Annotated in this window: 19 protein-coding genes; 17 read left to right on the top strand and 2 right to left on the bottom strand. The window is 71.3% G+C overall.

Going from position 1 to position 22,339, the window contains the following annotated elements; all coding sequences use genetic code 11:
- Positions 1-126: 126 nt before the first annotated feature.
- The gene (gene acs / locus ACQPXG_RS44975; RefSeq protein ID WP_433465259.1) at positions 127-2,094 is read right to left on the bottom strand and encodes an acetate--CoA ligase; all 1,968 of its coding nucleotides are present in this window, start codon (positions 2,092-2,094) and stop codon (positions 127-129) included.
- A gap of 246 nt (positions 2,095-2,340) precedes the next feature.
- Between acs and ACQPXG_RS44970 the strand changes: the two genes are divergently transcribed.
- The 8 genes from ACQPXG_RS44970 (at position 2,341) to ACQPXG_RS44935 (ending at position 10,200) form a co-directional block, all read left to right on the top strand.
- Positions 2,341-3,132: a Fic family protein gene (locus tag ACQPXG_RS44970; RefSeq protein ID WP_433465258.1), complete on the top strand. Its 792-nt coding sequence runs from the start codon at positions 2,341-2,343 to the stop codon at positions 3,130-3,132.
- Positions 3,133-3,163: 31 nt separating this feature from the next.
- On the top strand, positions 3,164-3,781 hold the full coding sequence (locus ACQPXG_RS44965; protein WP_433465257.1) for a pentapeptide repeat-containing protein: 618 nt from the start codon (positions 3,164-3,166) through the stop codon (positions 3,779-3,781).
- A gap of 946 nt (positions 3,782-4,727) precedes the next feature.
- Positions 4,728-5,804, top strand: coding sequence for a septum site-determining protein Ssd (ssd, locus tag ACQPXG_RS44960; protein WP_433465256.1), 1,077 nt, complete (start codon positions 4,728-4,730; stop codon positions 5,802-5,804).
- Between the two features lie 78 nt (positions 5,805-5,882).
- A complete protein-coding gene (locus tag ACQPXG_RS44955) occupies positions 5,883-7,034 on the top strand; it encodes a TadA family conjugal transfer-associated ATPase (RefSeq protein WP_433465255.1) in 1,152 nt (383 codons plus the stop codon).
- Entirely contained in the window at positions 7,031-7,726 is a 696-nt protein-coding gene (locus ACQPXG_RS44950) for a type II secretion system F family protein (RefSeq protein WP_433465254.1), read from the top strand. Before ACQPXG_RS44955 ends, ACQPXG_RS44950 begins: the two co-directional genes overlap by 4 nt.
- Positions 7,727-8,054: 328 nt before the next feature.
- Positions 8,055-8,627: a type II secretion system F family protein gene (locus ACQPXG_RS44945; RefSeq protein WP_433465253.1), complete on the top strand. Its 573-nt coding sequence runs from the start codon at positions 8,055-8,057 to the stop codon at positions 8,625-8,627.
- A gap of 114 nt (positions 8,628-8,741) precedes the next feature.
- A complete protein-coding gene (locus ACQPXG_RS44940) occupies positions 8,742-9,080 on the top strand; it encodes a cyclic-phosphate processing receiver domain-containing protein (RefSeq protein WP_433465252.1) in 339 nt (112 codons plus the stop codon).
- A gap of 169 nt (positions 9,081-9,249) precedes the next feature.
- A complete protein-coding gene (locus tag ACQPXG_RS44935) occupies positions 9,250-10,200 on the top strand; it encodes a hypothetical protein (RefSeq protein WP_433465251.1) in 951 nt (316 codons plus the stop codon).
- 423 nt (positions 10,201-10,623) lie between these two features.
- On the opposite strand, the gene ACQPXG_RS44930 is transcribed toward ACQPXG_RS44935, so the two are convergent.
- Complete coding sequence (locus ACQPXG_RS44930) at positions 10,624-10,878, bottom strand: hypothetical protein (RefSeq protein WP_433465250.1); 255 nt, start codon at positions 10,876-10,878, stop codon at positions 10,624-10,626.
- 377 nt (positions 10,879-11,255) lie between these two features.
- On the opposite strand from ACQPXG_RS44930, the gene ACQPXG_RS44925 reads away from it, so the two are divergent.
- The 9 genes from ACQPXG_RS44925 to ACQPXG_RS44885 all read left to right on the top strand — a co-directional run bounded on the left by ACQPXG_RS44925 (position 11,256) and on the right by ACQPXG_RS44885 (position 22,323).
- On the top strand, positions 11,256-11,450 hold the full coding sequence (locus ACQPXG_RS44925; RefSeq protein ID WP_433465249.1) for a DUF4244 domain-containing protein: 195 nt from the start codon (positions 11,256-11,258) through the stop codon (positions 11,448-11,450).
- Between the two features lie 11 nt (positions 11,451-11,461).
- Positions 11,462-11,806, top strand: coding sequence for a TadE family type IV pilus minor pilin (locus tag ACQPXG_RS44920; RefSeq protein WP_433465248.1), 345 nt, complete (start codon positions 11,462-11,464; stop codon positions 11,804-11,806).
- 402 nt (positions 11,807-12,208) lie between these two features.
- On the top strand, positions 12,209-12,619 hold the full coding sequence (locus tag ACQPXG_RS44915; protein ID WP_433465247.1) for an Rv3654c family TadE-like protein: 411 nt from the start codon (positions 12,209-12,211) through the stop codon (positions 12,617-12,619).
- Between the two features lie 178 nt (positions 12,620-12,797).
- On the top strand, positions 12,798-14,066 hold the full coding sequence (locus ACQPXG_RS44910; protein WP_433465246.1) for a hypothetical protein: 1,269 nt from the start codon (positions 12,798-12,800) through the stop codon (positions 14,064-14,066).
- A gap of 320 nt (positions 14,067-14,386) precedes the next feature.
- Entirely contained in the window at positions 14,387-15,163 is a 777-nt protein-coding gene (locus tag ACQPXG_RS44905) for a methyltransferase domain-containing protein (RefSeq protein ID WP_433465245.1), read from the top strand.
- Between the two features lie 629 nt (positions 15,164-15,792).
- Positions 15,793-16,560, top strand: a complete 768-nt coding sequence (locus ACQPXG_RS44900) for an SDR family NAD(P)-dependent oxidoreductase (protein WP_433465244.1) — start codon at positions 15,793-15,795, stop codon at positions 16,558-16,560.
- A 618-nt stretch (positions 16,561-17,178) separates the two neighbouring features.
- Positions 17,179-18,111 carry an NAD-dependent epimerase/dehydratase family protein gene (locus ACQPXG_RS44895; protein ID WP_433465243.1) on the top strand — a complete coding sequence of 311 codons (933 nt, stop codon included), beginning with the start codon at positions 17,179-17,181 and terminating at the stop codon, positions 18,109-18,111.
- Positions 18,108-19,031 (top strand): RNA polymerase sigma-70 factor, encoded by a 924-nt coding sequence (locus tag ACQPXG_RS44890; protein WP_433465242.1) that lies wholly within the window; start codon positions 18,108-18,110, stop codon positions 19,029-19,031. Before ACQPXG_RS44895 ends, ACQPXG_RS44890 begins: the two co-directional genes overlap by 4 nt.
- A 244-nt stretch (positions 19,032-19,275) precedes the next feature.
- On the top strand, positions 19,276-22,323 hold the full coding sequence (locus ACQPXG_RS44885) for an ATP-binding protein (protein ID WP_433465241.1): 3,048 nt from the start codon (positions 19,276-19,278) through the stop codon (positions 22,321-22,323).
- Positions 22,324-22,339: the final 16 nt, after the last annotated feature.

The raw sequence follows: 22,339 nt of genomic DNA, 5'->3' as shown, positions 1-22,339 counted from the left end.
CCACGCCCCGCACTGACTACGGGACGTTCCTGCCGACCAGACTTCCCGGCGCACCTGTGACGATTTTACCGTGCACCCCAGGAACACCGGCCCGGCGTTCCTGGGGTGCAGACGACGCGATGGGGATCAGTCTTCGGATTTGGCGCTGGGCAGCTTCTCGGAGATGAGGTCCATCACCGTGCTGTCGGCGAGCGTGGTGACGTCGCCGATGCTGCGGTTCTCGGCGACGTCGCGCAGCAACCGTCGCATGATCTTGCCGGAGCGGGTCTTCGGCAGCTCCGGAACGATCATGATCTGGCGGGGCTTGGCGATCGGCCCGAGCGTCTTCGTGACGTGGTCGCGCAGCTCCCGCAGGAAGTCCTCGCCCTCCACGTCTCCGTCGGCGTCGCCGCGCGGGATGACGAACGCGACGATGGCCTGCCCGGTGACCGGGTCCGTCGCGCCGACGACCGCCGACTCGGCGACCTTCGGGTGCGCGACCAGCGCCGACTCCACCTCCGTCGTGGAGATGTTGTGGCCGGACACGAGCATGACGTCGTCCACGCGGCCGAGCAGCCACATGTCGCCGTCCTCGTCCTTCTTGGCGCCGTCGCCCGCGAAGTACAGGCCTTCGAAACGCGACCAGTACGTCTTGATGTACCGCTCGTCGTCCCCCCAGATCGTGCGGAGCATGGCCGGCCACGGCTCCCTGAGCACCATGAACCCTCCGCCGCCGTCCGGCACCGACTGGGCCTGGTCGTCCACCACGTCCGCGACGATTCCGGGCAGCGGGCGCATCGCCGCGCCCGGCTTGCCGGCCGTGACCCCGGGCAGCGGGCTGATCATGATCGCGCCGGTCTCGGTCTGCCACCAGGTGTCGACGACCGGGGTGCGGTTGCCGCCGATCTTGTCGCGGTACCAGACGTACGCCTCGGGGTTGATCGGCTCGCCGACCGATCCCAGGACGCGCAGGGACGACAGGTCGTACTGCGCGGGGATGTCGTCGCCCCACTTCATGAACGTGCGGATCGCCGTGGGCGCGGTGTAGAAGACGGACACCTTGTACTTCTGGATGACGTCCCACCAACGTCCCTTGTCGGGGGTGTCGGGGGTGCCCTCGTAGATGACGCTGGTCGCGCCGTTGGCGAGCGGCCCGTACACGATGTAGGAGTGACCGGTGACCCAGCCGATGTCGGCCGAGCACCAGTAGACGTCCTTCTCCGGCTTCAGGTCGAACACCGCCCAGTGCGTGTACGCGCACTGGGTCAGGTAGCCGCCGGAGGTGTGCAGGATGCCCTTCGGCTTACCCGTCGTCCCGGACGTGTACAGGATGTACAGCGGGTGCTCGGAATCCATGGGCTCGGCGGTGTGCTGGTCGCTCTGCCGTTCGACGAGGTCGTGCCACCACACGTCACGGTCGTTCTCGGCGACCTCTTCGCCGGTGCGGCGCACCACGAGGACGTTCTCGATCGTCGGCGTCTGGGCGACCGCCTCGTCCACGATGCCCTTCAGGTCGGAAGGCTTGCCGCGCCGGAACCCGCCGTCCGCGGTGATGACGAGCTTGGCCTCCGCGTCGTCGATGCGGGTGCGGAGCGCCTCGGACGAGAAGCCGCCGAAAACGACCGAGTGGGTCGCGCCGATGCGCGCGCACGCCAGCATCGAGATCGGCAGTTCGGGGATCATCGGCAGGTAGATCGCGACCCGGTCGCCCTTACGCACGCCCAGTTCGAGCAACGCGTTGGCGGCCTTGTTCACCTCGCTCTGGAGGTCGGCGTAGGTGAGGGTACGGGAATCGCCCGGTTCACCCTCCCAGTGGTAGGCGACCCTGTCCCCCAGTCCGACTTCCACATGGCGGTCGACACAGTTGTAGGCGACGTTCAACTCGCCGCCCACGAACCATTTGGCGAACGGGGGGTTGCTCCAGTCCAGGACGTCGTCCCAGCGCTTCGTCCAGGTGAGCCTGTCCGCTTGCTCCGCCCAGAAGCCCAGGCGGTCTTCCGCGGCCTGCTCGTAGGCGTCCGCCTTGACGTTGGCCTCGGCGGCGAGGTCTGCGGGCGGGGAGAACCGGCGCGTCTCCTGCAGAAGGTTCGACAGTGTTTCTTGGCTCTGACTCAACGCGAGCTCCTTGCTAGGTGATGCGGGGGTCGCCCGGTATCCCCACTCCACCAGGAAGGTCCCGGTCCCACAAGGCCGCAATCCCGGGTGTCGAGGATGAACGCGACCGGCGCGCCCGTCTCCGGATGTGTTGTGCGAGGCCCAACACGACAGACCTTCCCAGATCTGACATGCGGGAACCGTCTCCGTTTTACGCCTTCGCGGGCCGTTGCGCGAGCGCCGAAGAGGACCGCATAGGGTCGGGCCGTGACCGATGCCCTTGCTGATGTAGCGAATCTGCCCGGCGTCGCCGACGCCGTCGACGAGGCGCGAAAGGCCGTCGACCGGCTGCTCGGCCACCGCGTCCTGCGGCGGCGCAGCGCCGAGGTGTCCACGGAGTCGGCGCTGCGCGGGGCCCGGGCGTCCGCCGTGCTGGACGGCGCTTCGGTCACGCTGGAGGAGCTGCGGACGACGGAGCACCCGTCCGACCCCGTCGTGCAGGGGGCTCTGCGTGTGTCGGCCGAGCTGGGGACGCTGACCGAGGTCTGGCGTAACGCGCCGCGGCAGGCGCTGGCGCGTCTGCATGTGCTCGCCGGGGCGGACGCGGTCGACAGCGCCGATCTGGGACGTCCGCGCTCCGGCGATGCCGCCGTCAAGGACGTCCTGGGTCTTGGTGAGCCGCCTTCGCCGTCGGAGGTGTCTGCTCGCCTTGACGCCCTCAGCGGGCTGCTGACCGAGCCGACCAAGGCACCCGCCCTGGTGGTCTCGTCGATCGTGCACGGCGAACTGCTGGCTCTGCGTCCGTTCGGCTGGGGGGACGGTGTCGTCGCGCGCGCCGCCGAGCGCCTCACCCTGGTCGCCCGTGGCCTCGACCCCAAGTCGCTCGTCGCGCCTGAGGTCGGGCACCTCGAACTCTTCGACGACTACGGCGAAGCCATTCGCGGCTACGCGTCCGGTACGCAGGAGAGCGTCGCGCGGTGGATCGTTCACTGTTCGTCCGCCGTGGCCGCCGCCGCGCGTGATTCGCAGGCCATCTGCGAAGCGTTCATGCGGGGCTGATGCTGTCGGTGCAGGGGGCCATGCTGTTGGCATGGCCGATCGCATGCACGGACGACCCGTGGCGCCGACGGAGACCACGATCTCGTCGGCGAACTGGGATTCGCGTGACCTGACGGGTGAGAACCACGAAAACGTCCTGTTCGTGGACGTGGACATGACCGAGGCCAGTGGCACCGGTGCCACGTTCAGGGACTGCACGTTCCGGGGTGTGCGTTTCAACGCGTCCAGTCACACGGACGCCGCGTTCCTGAACTGCACCTTCGTCCGATGCGCCTTTTTCGACGCCGCCTTCACGGGGTGCAAGCTCGTTGGCAGCCTGTTCGACGGCTGTACGCACGACCTCCTGAAGGTCAAGGGCGGCGACTGGTCGTTCACAGGCCTGCCGGGGGCCGACCTGCGTCGTGCGTCTTTCGTCGACGTGCGCATGCGCGAGGCCGACCTGACCGGTGCGAGGTGCGCCGGCGCTGAGCTGCGCCGCATCGACCTGTCGGGCGCGTCACTCCACAAAGCCGACTTCTCCGGCTGCGATCTGCGCGGAAGCGACCTCTCGGCGGTCGACCCGTTCACGGTCGAGCTGAGGGGTGCGGTGATCGATCCGTACCAGGCGGTGGTGCTGGCGACGACGCTGGGCCTCGACGTCCGCGAGTAGGCGATCCACGGACTGGGCAACCTGCTGGTGACGCAAGCGAGCGGCGCCCCGCTCCGGGACGCCGCCGCCAAGCACGTCACACCGGGTTACCAAGCGTGCACCTCAAATTCGTCGGATCGGGTCAAGCCCGTCTCGACGCGCCTCCCGCGGCTGGTCGCGCGTGGGTGCCCGGGTGCCGTGCTCGGACCTTTGGTCCGTACGACCTGTCTACGCCTCATTTGCCCTGTTGACAAGCCCCGATTGGGAAAACGCGCGGCATCGGCGGGTGCGGCGGCGGGCGAGGCGCCGGTGTCCACTGTGGTCAAGGTGGGATATTTAGGGCTATCCGTAACCTCGTCCGATATGCGAAATTGATCACTCAACGTGAGCGTTTCCTTTTGGACGCCGATCTCGCATGCGGCCGGAAAGATCTTTAGTTCTGCTGTACGCTCCCACTCCCGTCCCTATGCACTCCGTGTGCGCAGGAACGGGCGCCCTGTCGCGGGCGGGGCGGCGCCTTCCAGGCACCGCCCAGGCGGAACGTCGCGGCCAGGTGAGAAAAATCGTCACCTGACGGGCGAGTTTGCCGCTCGACGGAACTCTCGACGATCGGGCAGCATATGTTGTATCCGCCTAGACTGGAGTTGGTGAGTTTGCTTCTCCCATAGAGCGAACTTACTTACGGCTTAGCCCGAACTCCCTGAGACTTTCTGGGAAAGCGGGCCGGCTCTACCCCCCCGGAGCCGGCCGCCCGGCGACCCCCGCTCTCCCCCCCGGCGGGGGTCGCCCAAACGTGAAGCGGCCGGGCGGTGGCGCCCGCGGTGAACCCCCCGCGCCACCGCCCCGGCCCTTCCGACCGCCCTCGATGCGGCGTGAGGGCGGAAGTTATCCACAGTTGAGGGAATGTCCTCGCGCTCGTCACCGCGGGCCGCAAGGTGGGTGTCTCCGAACGTCGAAGGAGCATCCGATGAACCTCGCGGCACTGATCGTCACGGGCGACTCCGCCCTCGCCGACGGCCTGCTTCGCCTGGCGGCCGCCGCCGACGCACACGCCGAGGTCGCCTACGGCGCCGATGAGGCGAGACCCGCCTGGACGTGGCCGGCCCTGATCCTGGTCGGCGCCGACGTCGCCGCGGACGTCGCGTCCGCCGGCCTCCAGCGCCGTCCCGGCGTCGTCCTCGTCACCGCCGACGGCGCCACGGCCGAGGCGTACCGGCTGGCGGTGGAAGCGGGCGCACAGGATGTCGCCGCGCTGCCCGACCACGAAGACTGGCTGATCAACGCGTTCGCCGCCGCCTGCGAACCCGAGGGCGGCTGGGCCACCACCCTCTGCGTCGTCGGCGCGCGCGGCGGCGCCGGAGCCAGCGTCCTCACGACGGCGCTGGGACTCGCGTCGGCGAGGCAGGGCCTGCGCACCCTCCTCGTGGACGCCGACCCGTTCGGCGGAGGCATCGACCTCATCCTCGGGTTGGAGTCGCACGAGGGCGTCCGCTGGCATGACCTCGCCGAACGCCGCGGCCGCCTCAGCACCGCCACCCTCCGCGAGACACTGCCCCGCGCAGGTGACCTGTCCGTCCTGTCCTGGCGGCGCGGTGAACCGGTCCCGGTCTCCGAGGCGGCCGTCCGGGCGCTGTTCGACGCCGCCGTCCGCGGGTTCGACCTGGTCATCGTGGACGTCCCCCGCTACCCGGGGGACGTCGGCCGCGCGGCCCTGCGCTCCGCCGACGTGACGCTCCTGCTCGTCCCGGCCGAGGTCCGCGCCACCGTGGCGGCCGACGGCCTCGCCGCCGCCCTCCGCCGCGACACCGCCGACCTGCGCCTCGTCGTCCAGGGCCCAGCCCCGGGCGGCCTCACGCCGGACGCGGTGGCGGCCGCCCTCGACCTGCCGTCCGCCGGCACCTTCGACCGCGACCGCCGCCTCCCCGTCGCCATGGACGAGGGCGACCTCGAACGCGCATGCCGCCGCGGCCCCCTGACCGACTTCTGCACCGCCGTCCTAGCCGACCTGGCCCTCCAGCCCTACGCCTACCGAGAGGCCGCCTGATGCGCACGGTGAGTGGAGTGCGGGCGTCTCGGGAGGCGCTCCCCTCACGGGAACGGTACGGCCGGACAGGGGGACGGCGTGAGCGGGCTCTCTGACGCGGTACGGGATCGGCTCGCCCACAGCGGCGGCGAAGCGACGACGGGCCGGGTCGCCGCGGCGTTGCGTGCGGAAGAACGGCTCCTCGGCGACCGCGAGGTGCTGTCCCTGGCGGACGAGTTACGCGCCGAGTTCGTGGGCGCCGGGCCACTGGAGCCGCTCCTGCGTTCCCCTGACGTCACAGACGTCCTCGTGAACGGCGCGGACGAGGTCTGGATCGACACGGGCTCCGGTCTCGTCCGCACCTCGGTGCGCTTCCCGGACGAGGCGGCCGTCCGCCGCCTGGCCCAGCGCCTCACGGCGGCCGCCGGCCGCCGTCTCGACGACGCCTCCCCGTACGCGGACGCCCGCCTGCCGGGCGGGGTGCGGCTGCACGCCGTCCTGCCGCCGGTGGCCGCGACCGGCACCTGCCTGTCCCTCCGGCTCCCCCGGCGCCGCGCCTTCACGCTGGACGAGCTGGTCGCCGAGCGCACCGTCCCGCCAGAGGGCGCCGAACTGCTCGCGGCGCTGATCGAGTCCCGAGCGGCCTTCCTGGTCACCGGCGGTACCGGATCGGGTAAGACGACCTTGCTGAGCGGCTTGCTGTCCCTGGTGGACCCGGCTGAGCGTCTGCTTCTCGTCGAGGACTCGGCCGAGCTGAAACCGTCCCATCCCCACGTGGTGCGATTGGAGGCCCGCCCGCCCAACATGGAGGGCGCCGGGGGCGTGACCTTGAACGACCTCGTCCGCCAGGCGCTCCGCATGCGCCCTGACCGATTGGTCGTAGGCGAGGTGAGGGGCTCGGAAGTAGTTATTCTTCTGCAAGCGCTCAACACGGGACACGAAGGCGGCTGCGGCACCCTTCACGCCAATAGCGCCGCGGACGTCCCCGCGCGACTCGAAGCGCTGGCCTGCGCGGCGGGCCTGACCCGGGAGGCCGTGCACAGCCAGCTGGCCGCCGCCCTGGACATCGTCGTCCACCTGGTCCGGGATCCGGGCGGAGGCCGTCGCCGCGTCGCCGAGATCTGCCTGCTCCGGCGTGCTCCCGACGGACTGGTCGGGGTCGTCCCGGCCGTCTCGTTCACCGCGTCCGGCGAGGTCGTCCCGGCCCCGGGCGCGGAGGCCCTCGCGGCCCGGCTGCGAGGCAGCCCGTGATCACCACACTCGCCGCCCTCTGCGCCGCGGCCGCCGTCTGGACGCTCCTGACGCCCCCTCCGGCAGCCCATCGCCTGGGCCGTCTGACCACCCGTCCGCCCACGGAGCCGCTCCGCTCCTTGCGCGCGAGAGCCGAGGCCTTTCAGGAACGCCGGAGGCGTCCCCACCGCCGCCGGACCTCCGTCATCGAACTCTGCGACGCCATGGCCGCCGAACTGTCCGCCGGCCGGACACCCGACGAGGCGTTCATCGCGGCTGCGGCCGTCCTCGACCCGCACGTGTCGGAGGAACTGCTCAGCCTGCCCCGTCCGCCCCCCGACCACCTGGAGGAGGTCGCCACGCGGCCGGGCGGGGAGGGGCTCCGCCTCCTGGCGGCCTGCTGGCGCGTCGGGTCCGAACGCGGCGGTACCCTCGCCACCGTCCTGGACGGCCTGGCCGGCGCCTTGCGTGACGAAGAGGCCCAACGCCAGGACGTGTCCGTCCAACTGGCCGGTCCTCGCGCGACCGCCCGCCTGCTGGCCGCGTTGCCTCTCCTGGGTCTCGCCATGGCGGCGGCCCTGGGCGCCCGCCCCATCCCGTTCCTGTGCGGCACGGTCCCCGGCCTCGCCGCCCTGACCACAGGCGTCCTCCTTAATGTGGCCGGCCTCTACTGGACCCGTCACCTGGCCCGATCCGCCGAATCACCCCGCTGACCGCACCGGTTGCCGCGGTTGCACGCAGGACCGAGAGGACTTCGGAAGGCGACCGAAGCAGGAAGGAGACGAAGTGACGACAGTGCTGACGGCCATGCTCTGCGCAGCGGCATCAGCCTTCCTCCTCCCACGGGGGACGAACCCCGCCGCGCAGAGGTTGGCCGTCCAGTTCCGAGGGAGGCACGCGGCTCCGCGACCGAGGCACTCATGGGTCAAGGGCAGTACCGATCGGGGAGGGACGGCGAGTCATATGGACACGGCGAAGGAGCGAGCCGGTCCGGCACAGGCGACCCGACGCGATGTCCTCCTCCAGAGGACGGCGGCGGGCATGGCAGGTGTGCTGTGCATGGTGACGGTGGGCGGACCGACCGGCGGCGTGGTCGGCGTCCTGGCCGCGGTGGCCGTCTGGTGGTCCTTCAGCCGCATCGGAAGCGGGGAGCGCCGCCGCAGACAGGCACGGCTCATCGCCGACCTTCCCGTCGCGGTGGATCTCCTCGCCGCCTGTCTGCGCGGCGGCGCCCCCTGGCACGAGGCGGTCCTGGCGGTCGCGGACGCGGTGGGCGGCCCGCTCGGGGACGAGCTTCGGGCGGTTTCCGTCCAGATCCGCTTGGGGGCGGATCCAGCGGACGCCTGGCTCGCCCTCGCGAAGGAGCCGATGCTCGCGCCCCTGGCCCGGGCGGCCGTCAGGGCGGCGTCCACGGGCGCGTCACTCGCCCCGTCCCTCAGCCGCCTCGCACGCGACCAGCGCCGGGTCGCACGCTCGGCCGCCGCCGCCAGAGCCCGGTCGGCGGGCATCCGTGCACTCGCCCCGCTCGGCCTGTGCTTCCTGCCCGCCTTCGTGCTGCTCGGCGTCGTCCCCGCCATCGCCGGCATCGCCTCGACAATCCTCTTGCCCTGGTGAACCGGCTTTCCACAAAGGGCTGGTGATCTCGGTCCGATGTCCCCTGAGGCAGAACGATCGGCGGGACCGGAATCCCTGCAGCGCGAGGGAGCTCAAGATTGCGATGATGGGTGGGTGAACGAGAGCCCAGGGGCGCGGTTGCCGGTCATCCTCGGCATCGACGACCTGCGTCCCCTGCCAGGTGCCACACGGATCGCCCGCACCAGTCAGGAGGGCGTCCTGCTCCTTGAGGAGCATCGCGACCACGAGATCGACGAACTCTGGCTCGACCACGATCTGGGCGGCGACGACAGCATCATGCCGGTCGTGTCCCTGCTGGAAGAGGCAGCCTTCGAGGGCCGCCCCTTCAAGATCGGCATGATCTTCGTCCACAGCGCCAATCCAAGCGGCGCGGAGACCGTAGTCCGAGTGCTGAAGCGTTGGGACTACCCAGTTCGGCGGGCAACCGCCTAAAGCCCGCGAACGGCAAGGCCAACGGGCTGCTCCACCCAGCGATGTTGCAACGACCCGTGGAATCCACCGGCCCGAGTCGGCACCACTCGACGATCTTGGACGGTAGTTTCGCGAGATGCCTGCGCATTCGGCGATGTTGAGCAGTGAAGTGCCTTCCTCGTCCCGGGTCATGGATTTCACACTGGTCGAGGCCGCGACCGGGCCGCTCGTGGTCTGCGCCGATTCCGGCTACGGAGGAGTGTGGACCTGGGACCCGCTGCGGGATGTGTGGCAGGAGCGGCAGCTCACCTTCGCCTGCGCCGGGGACACATTGGCCGCCCAGTATCCCGATGCCGAGAACGACATCCATTCGGTGGCGGCGGTCGTATCCGGCGGACGCGTGGTCCTGGCGGCGGGGGGCGACGAACAGGGCTTTGCCTTCTGGGACCTGGACAGCGGCGAGCTGATCCGGGGAGCACGTTTCGACGATCCCTACCTCGCGGCCATCAAGGAGGTGCGTGGGGATGGTCCGCCAATGTTCGTGACCGCCACGCAGTGCGCGGACGAGATTCTGGTGTGGGGCCCCTCCGCGGATGAACCTGTGGAGCTGCCCAACGAGATCGGCCGCATCGCGTGCCTCACGGCCTCACACGGTCATGGCTTCTCGCTGGCGGCGGCGGGCGGGATGGACGAGGGGGTGGCCGTGTGGGATCTGCCGTTGGGCGCGGAATTGGGGTCGTTCGACACCGACGAGAAGGGCGTGCCGGCCGTCTCGCTGGCGCGGCTTACAGGTGACCCGATCGTGGTGGCAGGGGTCGAGGACGAGATCCTTGTGTGGGGCTTGACCGACGAGCACGGGGACGACCCCGTTCAGGACCCGCTGACCGGTCATGAGGATGCCGTCGTCGCCCTGGACACGGCCGTGATCGGCGACCGTGTCCTGGCAGTGAGCGGGGGTGACGACGCAACGGTGCGCCTTTGGGACCTGGCGACCGGCGCACAACTCGGCGATCCACTGATCGGCCATCGCGGAAGCGTCGAGACGGTCCGGACTGCTGTCCTCGACGGCCGCCTTGTCGCCCTGAGCGCAGGCCGGGACGGCCGCATCAACATCTGGGACCTTCAAGCCATAGCGCGGTAGCGGGCACCACGATCCACCCCACGCTTCTTGCGCAGGCGCTCCCCGGCCACACCGATCACCTCACCACCACCACGCCGCCCCCACCGACGACTTGCCCGGCCTAGCCCCGTTCGCCGCAGGTCTGGACGGGAACCTGGACGTGGTGCTCCACCTCCTGACCACGCTCTGGAGTTCAGGCCCGCGCGAAGGGGGGCGTCGACCACATCAAGAATGATCAAAGGCCGGATGTTCGGGCGCGTCGGTCTGCCGCCGCTGCGCGCCGCTCAGCGCCTGTCGGCCAGGCTGGTCAGCCGCGGTGAGAACGCCGGCCCGCGAGTGGTGGTTCAGGCTGGTGCCGTCGTCAGGTTCAGTGCCGCGACGAATTCGGAGAAGGTCGGCGTGACCACGCGCCAGCCCAAGGGCCATCGGTCGCGTTGGTGCAGGTCACCCCCCAACCCGCCCCGTCGGCGACCACCGGGGGTCTTCGACGTCGGTGCGGTAGTCCAGCGCGATGTTGAGGGTGTCTGTGTGGTGGGCGCCGCCGATCAGGAACGCCAGGTCGAGGTCGAGCCAGGGCAACTGGACAGACCCGGCTCCAGCGCTTCCTCGAGCCACATGGAAGAGCCGTCCCAGCTCCTCTTCCTCGGTCGCGCGATCGAGGTCGCTCGTTTCCTCTGGTATCTGGTCAATTGTGGGCATAAGGACCTTCTGTGGCTCATCCGCCCACGGCATGCTCCTGTCGAGCGCCTGCTCGCGGGGATCGCGCCAACGTCCATCGTTCAGCAATCTCCAGCAGCAGGGGCGGCAGGGGAAGTCCCCGGAAGCTCCTCGGCGCTTCAGGGCTCGGCTGGTCCACGAAGCGCATCATGCCAACCCAATGCCCGGATACGTCACGGAACGTGGGCCAGGTTCCGGAAACAACGCGTAGAACCGGGAACCGCGCGTAGAACCAGCCTGTTCGCGCCCTGCCGGGCGGTGCTGAATCCCGGATGGTTATCCACAGAACGGCGTTCACCTGTCGCCCGGACTGCCCTCACAGCAGCCTTGCAGAGAACCACGAGCGAAGGGAGTTCTCGATGAGGGCGATGAAGATGGTGGTGCGGCGATGGTCCGGGACGTGCAGAGATCGCGGGATGTCCACCGCCGAATACGCGGTCGGCACGATCGCCGCGGCGGCCTTCGCCGGCCTGCTGTTCAAGATCGTGACCAGCTCGCAGGTCAGATCGCTGCTCTTACAGATCATCGAGAAGGCCCTCAAGCTGGCCGGCTGAGGGACCGCGGGATGGCCACGGCGGAGATCGCCGTGGCCCTCCCCGCCCTGGTGCTGATCACCGCGATGGCGCTCTGGGGCGTGACGGTCGCCTCCGTCCAGCTCACCTGCACTGACGCCGCCCGAACCGGCGCCCGCGCGGCGGCCAGAGGCGAATCGCTCGCCGCAGTACGCGATCTCGTGGTGAAGGCCGTGCCGCAGGGGTCGAGCGTCCGGGTCCGTCGTGACGAGGCCGTCGTCTATGTGGACGTCTCCGCCCCTGTCCGGCCTCCCGCAGCGATCGGCTTGCCGCCTCTGACCGTCCACGCCCACGTCGCCGCGCCTACAGAACCAGGAGCCCCGCCCGACACCCCTTGAGCGTCCCCTCCCAGATTCGCCATCAAGACCGGGCGGAACCGTTCGAGCAGTGGCGGACACGTGGCGCCACATCACCACCATCAAGGTCCAGCCGCAACGCATCGACCGGCAAGCAGGATCACCGCTGGCCGCCTTGGAAACTGCGGCCAGGACCGTGCGCGACCCACAGGGCCGGTATGTGCGCGGGTTGTGGCCTGGCCGCTGGGATCCGTGCCGCCTTGCGGTCTGTAATGCGTCGTTCTTGATGGAAGGCGGTGGGATTTTGGTGCCTGTCGATCTGCGACGGCGGGTTTGCTGTGGCCTCTCGGGGGCGCGTCTGTGGAGGTCGTGAGGTCGTGAGGTCGTGCGGCAGTGGTGGTTGTGGAGCCGCGACAGGTGATTCGTCGGTCTGTAGTGGGGTGGATGGTCGTGCGGGGGTTCGGGGCGGATCGGGGGTCGGGGACGGTTTGGGTGGTGGCCTTCTCCGCGGTCATCTGGGTGGTCGGAGTCGCGGCGATCATGGTGGGCGGGGTGCGCGGCGCGCGGCATCGGGGGGACGCCGCTGCCGATATGGCGGCGCTCGCGGGGGCGGCGCGGGTCGCGGACGGGGGCGGGGCCGCGTGCGAGAGGGCGAAGAAGATCGCGGTCGAGTCCGGGGCGCGGTTGTCACGGTGCCGGGTGCGGGGAGACGAGGTCGAGGTCTCGGTGACCGTCGAACTCAAGGTGCCGATGGGGATGGGTGCCATGCGAGTCGTGTCACGGGCCAGGGCTGGCCCTGTGGGACGGGTCGGCGTAACCTGGCGCGACAAGCCTCGTTGCACTGAGTGTCAATAGGTGGGAGGGCCGCGGAGAATGAAAACACGTTCCTCTTTGTCATCCTCCTGTGACTTTTGCTACCTGGTGGTACGTTACGCTGCCGTAAGCCCGTAGTTATCACCGGACGCGGTGTCCCCGCGAGGCCCTCCGCGGGACGGGACGAGCAGGCGCTGTCGAAGGGATTGAGGCCGTGACCATGCTTCGCAGGATCGGTGCAGTCGCGCTCGCGGCGCCCCTTGCGATGAGCTTCCCGGTACTCGCCGCCCTGCCCGCGCAGGCCGCCTCGACCAGCGTCATCACCCCGGCGGACGGCGCGGTCGTCACCAGCGGTTCCGAGCTGACCGCCAAGGCGCACTTCGACTTCGCGATCAGCATGCAGCTCCGGGTGGACGGCCCCGGGATAGGTGACACGTTCCTCCAGGAGAAGGGCCTCTCCGGGGACATGTCCGGAACCTTCTCGATCAGCCGGAACGGCCGCTACAAGGTCTATCTGAAGGGCAAGCAGACCGGCAACGTCTACGACTCCAACAGCTTCACCGTGCGCATCGCGCCGGCGGCCCCCACGGGCGTGACCGCGGCCGCGTCCGGCGGGAAGCTCGTCGTGAAGTGGAACCGCGGACTTGAGGACGACCTCACCGGCTACACCCTCGCGGGCTCGGGCGTGAAGTCCAAGTCCGGTTCGCTGAACTCGCTCTGCCAGGGGACGAGCTGCTCCACCACCTTGTCGTTGACCCGGTCCACCGGCGTGGTCTCCGTGGGCGTCCGGGCGAAGCGTTCCACGGGCACCGGTGGGTCGCTGTACTCCGGCACCTCTTCGGCCACCGCGTCGCTGGGCGGCGGGTCGGGGTCGGTCCCGGGCGGCTCGGTGCCGTCCCTCCCCTCCGGGTCACAGGTTCCGGGCACCGGGACACCGCTGACTCCGTTCAACAATGACTCGCCGGTCACCCTGCCATCCGTCCAGCCGGACGGTGCGACGCCCGGGTTCACCTACCCCGCGCCGCAGATCGCCACCGACTCGCCGAGGGCTCAGAACGTCGCGGCGACCGACCGGCTCCAGTGGGGCAAGAGCGTGGGCATCGCGATGGTGCTGCTGATCGTCGCCGCGCATCTCGGAACCTGGACGCGGCGGCTGCGCGTCGCCCAGGCGGGGACGAGCACGAAGGGCATGGCGGCCCGCATCGCGCGCGGCGGCACCGGCCGGAAGCGGGTCAAGAACGCACGCGAGCAGATCGCCCGCGCCGAGGCGCGCGCCAAGACCGCCCCGGTCGTCGCGGCCGGAGCCAAGAAGGCGCGGCCGTCCAAGAGCGCCGGCGGCACCGCGGTCATCGATCCGCAGGGGCAGAGGACAAGGGCGGGACGCCGTCCGGCGACCCTCGGCAAGCGTTCCAGCGGCGTGAACGTCCGCATCGCCAAGCCCGCCGCCGCCGGCACCAAGCCAAAGCGCGGCGGCCGCCGCCGTAAGTGATCGCGCCGTCGCCTCCGTCGTGCCGCTACGCCAAGGCTGTTGCTCTTGTGAGCCACTCTCAGCCACATGATGGTGGGTCGCCTCCACCCCGCCCTGAGGAACCGCATTGTCGGCCGTGTCTCGCCGCTGCGCCGAGGCTGTTGCCCTTGGGCACCAGTTTCTGCGACGTGGCGGTGGTCGCCTCCGCACCGTCCTGAGGATCCGTGTTGTCGGCTGCGTTTCGCCGCATGAGGGGTCGAGATACGTGATGTCGGCATGGCCACATGGAGTCTCGACACTCTCTCCACAGGAACTCCAAAAGCGCGCAATTGGCTGTGGCCATGAGTGAGCCGGACAACCTGTCACGTCCTGATCCGATCGTCTATCTCGACCAGGTCGCCGCGAGCGCACCGGGTCGTGCCTATAAGCGGCACGCGCTGGAGCTGCTGGACCTCAAGCCGGGGCATACCGTCCTCGACATCGGATGCGGACCGGGGACGGACTTCGCCGCGATGGCGGCGGCCGTCACGCCGAACGGAAGGGTCATCGGCGTCGACCGGGATCCGGCGATGATCGTGGAGGCTCGTGTCCGTTCGGCGGGCCGGCCCTTGGTCGACATTCGCCCTGGCGACATTCACGCGCTGCCGCTGGACGACGGCAGTGTCGATCGGGCCCGCACCGACCGCGTGCTGCAGCATGCAGCCGACCCGTCCCGGGTGCTGGAGGAGTTTCGCCGGGTGGCCCGTCCCGGTGGACGGATCGTCATGGCCGAACCTGACTGGGACGGCCTGCTGATCGACTCCCCGGATCCGGCCATCAGCCGCGGGCCGACCCGCCTCATCACCACGGAGATCGTCCGCAACGCGACCATCGGACGCCGCCTTGCGCGGCTGTGCTTGGAAGCGGGCCTCAGCGTGCGGTCCGTGGTGACCGCCGCGCCGGTGTTCCAAGACTTCGACACCGCTGATCAGCTCTTTGGGCTGCGCCGCAACGTCGCCCGAGCGATCGACGCCGGTCACCTCGACGGCGGTGCCCGGGAATGGATCGAGGAGGCCGGCTCCCGGCCGTTCCTCGCCACGGCTCTGCTGTTCCTAGTGACGGCCGAAGCACCGACCTGAGCGCCCTGCTGCTCCGCCGCGACCGCGCGAGAATGATCGACGGGGGATGCGACACATCGCCGCAGACCTGGAAGGGCCCTAATGCCCGCGACGCCCACCCAGGCCGACGCAACCGATCGAGACACCGCCCACGACACGCCGATTCGGTTCCGGTCCGCCCCTCAGAGTCAGCCTGCGCCTGGCCAACTCCGACCCCCGCCACGCCACGCATGTGACGCCACGCATGTCCCCACGCCACGCATGTCACCTCGCGTACGTCATGCCACGCACGCCCCCTAAGCCACGCACGCCCGCTAAGCCACGCACGCACGTCTCGCTACGCCACGCACGTCTCGCCACGCCCGCCTGCCACGCCTGCCACGCGCGTCTGCTACGCGCGTCTGCTACGCGCGTCTGCTACGCGCACCTGCCGCGCACGCCTCGTCACGCACGCCTCGTCACGCACGCGCCGTCACGCATGCCGCGCGGGTCCGATCCACGGGGTTCCCTGGTCGGGGGCGGTCACGCTGATGGCCGGGTGCCTCGTCCGCCGGGCTCGCGGTCGAAGATCTTCTGGTCGTGTCACAGGCGGTGGGGCTGTCTCGTCTCGGGTCCCGACGACACACACCCTTCTATGGCGAGGAGCCGACATGAGCGAGCAGAGCACACACCAGAAGGTCGCGCTGGTCACCGGGGCGAACAAGGGGATCGGCCGCGGAGCCGCCGAGCAACTCGCCGAGCTGGGCATGACGGTCTTCATCGGCGCCAGGGACCCGCGGCGCGGTGCGGAGGCTGCCGAGGCGCTGCGCGCGGCCGGCGGCGACGTGCACGCGGTCACCCTTGACGTCACCGACCCGGCCACCGTCGGGGAGGCGGCGCAGCGGATCGAGGAGCGATCCGGCCACCTCGACGTGCTGATCAACAACGCCGGCATCACCGGCTCGGGGCAGGTCTCCCCTCAGGACGCGCACGATCAGATCCCCAGTTCCGTCGACCTGGACATGGTCCGGGCCGTGTTCGAGACGAACGTCCTCGGCGTGATCGCGGTGACCAATGCCATGCTGCCGCTGTTGCGCCGGTCGTCGGCGCCGCGCATCGTCAACGTCAGCAGTCACGCCGGGTCACTGACCCTCACCAGCGACCCGGACGGCCCCTTCACCGCCCTGCTCCCGTCGGCGGCGTACACGCCGTCCAAGAGCGCGCTGAACGCGCTGACCGTGCAGTACGCCAATGAGCTGCGGAAGGACGGCATCCTCGTGAACGCCGTCGCCCCCGGCTATGTCGACACGGACAGCAACAACCACACCGGATTCCTCACGGTCGCGCAGGGCGCCGCGGTCCTGGTGCGCCTGGCCACACTCGGTGTGGACGGCCCGACCGCCGGATTCTTCAGCGAGGAGGGCCCGCTGCCCTGGTGATGGTGGCCTCTCGGCCACGGCAGACGGACGGCGTGAACGGTCTCCGCGCGGCCCCTGGTGGGCGGGGGCCGCACTTGCGACGGTCACGACGGCGCCGGCGGCTAGGCCCCGGATGCGGCCCGACGCTGGCGGCGCACACGCGATCGGGCGGCCGGCGGCGCTCGCGGGCGGCGGTCCACTGGTCAGGAACGGCGGCCACTGTCTCCGGGACCTCGGGCGCCACCGCTCTCCGGCGGCAGGGGCGAGTGGCGACCACCGGTCTTCGAGATCTTGGCGGGCTTCGGGCGGCCGCCAGCCTCCGGGACGGCGGCCACCATCCTCCGGCGGCAGGCGGCAGGCGTCCTCGGAGAGTGGCCACCACCGGTCTCAGGGGGCCGTCGGTCTCCGGCTGCGGGACGAACTGCGGTCACCGGTCTCTGGGTGCCCGGCGGCGGCCTGCGGTGTTCGGGCGGTGGGCGTCTGCCTTTGGGCGGTGGGCGTCTGCCTTTGGGCGGTGGGCGGTGGGCGGGGCAGGGGTGGGGCGGTTTTCGCTCATCTTGTTCGGGTCGGGTGTCACAGATGGGCGGGCCGTCTCGTCTCGGGTGTCGGAGACAGGTTCTGACCAGGAAGGTGATGGTTATGCGGGTGTTCGTGGCAGGTGGGAGCGGGGTTCTCGGGCGGCGGCTGGTGCCGTTGCTGGTGGAGCGTGGTCACGAGGTGACGGCCACGACGACGGGCGCGGGCAAGCTGGAATCGCTGGCGCGGCTGGGCGCCGAGGCCGTGGTGATGGACGGGCTGGACGCGGAGTCGGTCGGTGAGGCGGTGGCCAAGGCCCGGCCGGACGTGATCGTGCACCAGATGACCGCGATTTCGGAGGCGCACGCCGGCAAGGCCGACATGAAGCACATGGATCGCTGGTTCGCCGGGACCAACCGGCTGCGCACCGAGGGGACGGACCACCTGCTGGCCGCGGCCGAGGCGACCGGCGTGAACGGCTTCGTCGCGCAGGGCTATGCCTCCTGGAACGGTATTCGCGAGGGCGGCTGGGTGAAGACCGAGGAGGACCGGCTGGACCCGATGACGGGGACGCCGGCGGAGCCCGGGATGGCGGCGCTCGGCCACGTCGAGGATGTGGTCGGCAAGGCGGGCGGTGCGGTCCTGCGGTACGGCTGGTTCTACGGGCCGGGCGCCACCGAGGGGCTCGTCGAGCCCGTTCGCAAGCGGCAGTTCCCCGTCGTCGGGGGCGGCGCGGGCCACTGCTCGTGGGTGCATCTCGACGACGCGGCGAGCGCGACCGTCCTGGCCGTGGAGCAGCGGGCGGAGGGGGTGTTCAACATCGTCGACGACGAGCCGGCCCCGGCGAGCGAGTGGCTGCCCTATCTCGCCGGGTGCGCGGGGGCGAAGCGGCCGATGCGGGTCCCCGCGTGGCTGGCCCGGCCCCTGGCCGGGGACGTGGCGGTGACGATGATGACCGAGGGGCGCGGCTTCTCCAACGCCAAGGCCAAGGCCGAGCTCGGCTGGCGGCTGCGGCACCCCTCGTGGCGGCAGGGCTTCAAGGAGGAACCGGCGTGAGCCGGGTCGAGGAGTTCGAGGAGCTGCGGCCGCTGCTGTTCTCGATCGCCTACCGGCTCCTCGGCAGCGTGAGCGAGGCCGAGGACGCGGTCCAGGAGACGTGGCTGCGCTACGAGAACTCCCCGACCCGGCCCGCCTCGGCCAAGGCGTTCCTGTCGGCCACGGTGAGCCGGATCTCGATCGACGTGCTGCGCTCGGCCCGCGTCCGGCGGGAGCGGTACGTGGGGCCGTGGTTCCCCGAGCCGCTGCTCGCCGACCCCTACGAGGACCCGCAGCGCTCGGCGGAGCTGGCCGATTCGCTGTCGATGGCAGCCCTGCTGCTGCTCGAACGGCTCAGCCCGCTGGAACGCGCGGTGTTCGTGCTGCGGGAGGTGTTCGCCTTCGGCTTCCCCGAGATCGCCTCCGCCGTGGGACGTTCGGAGGCCGCATGCCGCCAGCTCACGGTGCGGGCGCGCCGCCACATGGACGCGGGCCGGCCCCGGTTCGAGGCCGGCCGGGCCGAGCGCGAGAAGCTCGCCGGGCGGTTCCTCGACGCCTTCCGGGACGGGGACGTCGACGGGCTGACCGGGCTGCTGGCCGCCGACGTCGAGATGATCGGCGACGGGGGCGGCAAGGCCCCGCAGTGGGCCGACCGTTTCATCGGCGCCGGGCACGTGGCGCGGGTGCTCGCCGCGTTCGTCCCGATGTTCGCCCACATTGGGGCGGAGGTGGAGCCGCACCGGCTGAACGGCCAGCCGGGCGCGATCTTCCGCGACCGGGACGGCAAGGTCCTCAGCACCTGGACGTTCGACATCCTCGACGGCCGGATCCAGACGATCCGCACAGTGAACAACCCCGACAAACTCGGGCATGTGGGTCCGGTGGCCGACGCCTGGGCGGCCCTCCGCGAAGCGAACCGGGCCCGCCCGCGCACAAGCTGACCACAAGAGCCACCCCGCCCGCAACGGTGGTTGTTTGTGCTGGTCGGTGGGGGTGGGCGTACCGTGGAGCCATGGTCGGGCGGGTGTGCCGGCCTGGCGCCGGCTGCACGCTGCTGCGGGCTCTCGCACGCGGTGTGGGCGTGGTCTGCCCGGAAAGGCGTATTGCCGGGGCCGCTCTTCCAACGCACCCGGGCCGTGAGGGGGGCCGCGGCAGAGGGGTTCCGCCCGACCCGGGGGCGGATTGATGGGGGAGTTGCGGGCCCGGCTGCTCGGCGGGGTGGACTTGCGGGTCGACGGAGAGCCGCTTCCGCCGCTCGAGTCCGCGCGGGTCGAGTCGTTGCTGGCGTATCTGCTGCTCCACCGGGACGCGCCCCAGCTGCGCCAGCGGCTGGCGTTTCTCTTGTGGCCGGATTCGACGGACGCGCAGGCCCGCACCAATCTGCGCAAGGTCTTGCACCATCTGCGCCGCTCGCTGCCGGACATCGACCGCTTCATCGACATCGGGCCGCGGACGCTGAGGTGGCGGGAGGACGCGCCGCTGTGGCTGGACGTCGACCAGTTCGAGCGGGCGCTCGCCGGCGGGCGGCTCGAAGAGGCGGTGAACATCTACGGCGGCGAGCTGCTGGAGGGCGGCTACGACGAGTGGCTCGCCGACGAGCGTGAGCGGCTCACGAGGCTGCACATGGAGGCGCTCGCGGAGCTCGCGCGCCGGCACGAGCGTGAGCGGCGCTGGACGGAGGCCGTCCGGTGCGCCGAACGGCTGGTCGCCTGTGATCCGCTGCGGGAGGAGAGCCACCGGCTGCTGATCCGCCTGTGCCGTGCGGGCGGCGACCGGGTGCGGGCGCTGCGGGCGTTCCATGTCTGCGCCACGACGCTGGAGAGGGAGCTCGGCGTGGAGCCGTCCCCGGAGACGCGGGGGATGTACGAGGCGCTTCTCGCCGAGGCGGGTCCGATCGAGGAGGTCTCGCAGATCCGCGGCACTCCGTTCGTCGGACGGGCCGACGAGTGGGCCGAGCTGGCGGACCTGTGGCGGTCGGCGGCGGCCGGGCGCGCCCAGCTGGTGCTCGTCAGCGGCGAGGCGGGGGTCGGCAAGACCCGCCTGGTGGACGAGCTGCGCGTGCGCGTGAACGCGACCGCCGTCGAGGCGAGGGCCTATCCGGCGGAGGGGACGATCGCCTATGGCGTCGTGACGGCGTGGCTGCGAGCCCGGCCGGTGCGGAGGCTGGACCGCAGGCGGCTGACCGAGCTGTCCCGGCTCCTCCCCGAGCTGGGCACCGAGGTGGCGCCGCCCGAGCCGCTGCCGGAGCCGGAGCTGCGCCGGCGCCTCTACAGGGCTGTCGGCCGGGCGCTGTCACCGGCGGGCGCGCCGCTGCTGTTGATCGTGGACGACGCCCAGTGGTCGGACGCGCAGTCGCTCCGGCTGATCCACTACCTCGTCCGGGTGGCGCCGTCCGCCCGGCTGCTCGTCGCCGTCACCGCGCGCAGGGAGGATCTCGACGCCGGCCACCCGCTCGGCGCGCTGATCGAGTCGCTGCGGGCGCTGGAGCGGTTCACCGAGATCGAGCTCGGCCGCTTCGGCCGGGCGGAGACGGCGCTGCTCGCCGAACGCATCACGGGAACCCCGCTGGACGCGGACGAACTGCGTCGCCTGTACGGCTACAGCGAGGGCAATCCGCTGTTCCTCGTGGAGGCGTTGCGGGCGGACGCCCCGGCGGACACCCCGAAGGTGCAGGCGGTCATCGCCGGACGGCTGGCGCGGCTGTCGAAGCCGGCCGCGGAGCTCGCCGGCATCGCGGCGACGGTGGGCCGCGCGTTCACCGCGAACGTCGCGGCCGCGGCGAGCGGGCTCGACGAGCGGACGTTCGTCGCCGCGCTGGACGAGCTGTGGCGCCGCGGGATCATCCGCGCGCACGGTCCCAGCGCCTACGACTTCAGCCACGGCCGGATCCGGGACGCCGCCTACGCCGCGCTCGGCCCGCCCCGCCAGCGGCAGGTCCACCTCGCGGTCGCGCGGGCGCTGGAGGAGTGCGGCGGCGCGGCGGCGGCGCTCGCGCCGCATTACGAGAAGGCCGGCGCGACTGCCGAGGCGGTCCGCTGGCACGAGCGGGCGGCGCAGGACGCGCAGTGGCTGCACGCGCACGCCGACGCGGCCCGGGCGCTGGAGCGGGCGGTGGCCCTCGCGGACGGGCTGCCCCCCGGCCCCGGCACGGCCGGAGTCCAGCTGCGGCTGCTGACGGCGCTGCCGGCGCCGCTCGTGGCGTGCGAGGGGTACGGATCGGAGCGGATGGCGCGGGTGCACGCGAAGGCGCTGCGGCTCGCCGACCGGCTCGGCAGCGAGCCGGAGCCGCCGCTCGTGTGGTCGCTGGCGCTGGCCGCGCTGACCCGCGGCGAATGGGCGCCGGCGCACGACTTCGGCGAGCGGCTGCGGGTCCGCGCCGAACGCGACGGCGACGAGGTCCTGTGGGTCGAGGCCGACTACATCCGCGGCATCGCCGCCTACTGGTCCGGGGACCTGGAGGAGGCCCGCCTCCATTTCGCCGAGGCGATGCGGCGGTTCCGCCCCGCCCGGCGGCGGGCGCACGTGCTGCGCTACGGGCAGGACACGGAGCTGATCGTCCGGCTGCGGCTCGCCCACGCGCTGTGGCTCCTCGGGCGCGGCGCCGAGGCGGACCGCGAACGCGACGCCGCCCTGGCGGCCGCGCAAGGGTCCACGCACGCCTACAGCCGGGCGGTCACCTGGCTGTGGGCGGCCATCGACGCCATGGACCGCCGGGACTCCGTGCAGTTCCGCCGCCATGTGCGGGGGCTGGAGGCCTACCTGGCCGACGACGCTCCACGCCATGTGCGGGTGCCCATGGAGCTGTTCGGCGGATATCTCGACGTGCTCGCCGGACGGACGTCCGCCGGCCTGGCCCGCCTCCGCCGTTCCCGCGACCAGGTCGTCCAGGGGGAGGCGCCCGCGCCAGGGCTGCCCGGCGTCGCGACCCGGCTGCTGCTGGAGGGATACGCCCTGGCGGCGGAACCGGCCCCCGGGCTGGTCCTGGCGGACGAGGCCCTCGGGATGGGCCGCGGCGCCCGGCTGTGGGAGGCCGAGGTCCGGCGCCTGCGGGCGACGTTCCTCGCCGCGCTCGGCAAGCCGAACGGCGAGGTGGACGCGGAGCTGCGGCTGGCCCTGACCGCCGCGCGACGCCAGGGGCAGCGCGCGTTCGAGCAGCGGGTGCGCGGAACGCTCGCGGAGCGGATGCGGGGAACGCTCGCGGAACGGGCCCTCCGCCACGATCGTGCCATCTGACGACCGAAGGAGGAGC

The sequence above is a fragment of the Spirillospora sp. CA-128828 genome (assembly GCF_050945415.1).
GTDB lineage: Bacteria > Actinomycetota > Actinomycetes > Streptosporangiales > Streptosporangiaceae > Spirillospora.
This window is presented reverse-complemented; position numbering and strand designations above follow the sequence as displayed.

What these genes read in the sequence shown, in the direction of transcription:
- ACQPXG_RS44935 (WP_433465251.1), top strand. Translation starts at nt 9,250, where the DNA reads ATGGATTTCACACTGGTCGAGGCCGCGACCGGGCCGCTCGTGGTCTGC.
- ACQPXG_RS44895 (WP_433465243.1), top strand. Translation starts at nt 17,179, where the DNA reads ATGCGGGTGTTCGTGGCAGGTGGGAGCGGGGTTCTCGGGCGGCGGCTG.
- ACQPXG_RS44930 (WP_433465250.1), bottom strand. Translation starts at nt 10,878, where the DNA reads ATGCCCACAATTGACCAGATACCAGAGGAAACGAGCGACCTCGATCGC.
- ACQPXG_RS44910 (WP_433465246.1), top strand. Translation starts at nt 12,798, where the DNA reads ATGCTTCGCAGGATCGGTGCAGTCGCGCTCGCGGCGCCCCTTGCGATG.
- ACQPXG_RS44905 (WP_433465245.1), top strand. Translation starts at nt 14,387, where the DNA reads ATGAGTGAGCCGGACAACCTGTCACGTCCTGATCCGATCGTCTATCTC.
- ACQPXG_RS44900 (WP_433465244.1), top strand. Translation starts at nt 15,793, where the DNA reads ATGAGCGAGCAGAGCACACACCAGAAGGTCGCGCTGGTCACCGGGGCG.
- ACQPXG_RS44945 (WP_433465253.1), top strand. Translation starts at nt 8,055, where the DNA reads ATGGCAGGTGTGCTGTGCATGGTGACGGTGGGCGGACCGACCGGCGGC.
- ACQPXG_RS44920 (WP_433465248.1), top strand. Translation starts at nt 11,462, where the DNA reads ATGGCCACGGCGGAGATCGCCGTGGCCCTCCCCGCCCTGGTGCTGATC.
- ACQPXG_RS44965 (WP_433465257.1), top strand. Translation starts at nt 3,164, where the DNA reads ATGGCCGATCGCATGCACGGACGACCCGTGGCGCCGACGGAGACCACG.
- ACQPXG_RS44915 (WP_433465247.1), top strand. Translation starts at nt 12,209, where the DNA reads ATGGTCGTGCGGGGGTTCGGGGCGGATCGGGGGTCGGGGACGGTTTGG.
- ACQPXG_RS44925 (WP_433465249.1), top strand. Translation starts at nt 11,256, where the DNA reads ATGAGGGCGATGAAGATGGTGGTGCGGCGATGGTCCGGGACGTGCAGA.
- ssd (WP_433465256.1), top strand. Translation starts at nt 4,728, where the DNA reads ATGAACCTCGCGGCACTGATCGTCACGGGCGACTCCGCCCTCGCCGAC.
- ACQPXG_RS44885 (WP_433465241.1), top strand. Translation starts at nt 19,276, where the DNA reads ATGGGGGAGTTGCGGGCCCGGCTGCTCGGCGGGGTGGACTTGCGGGTC.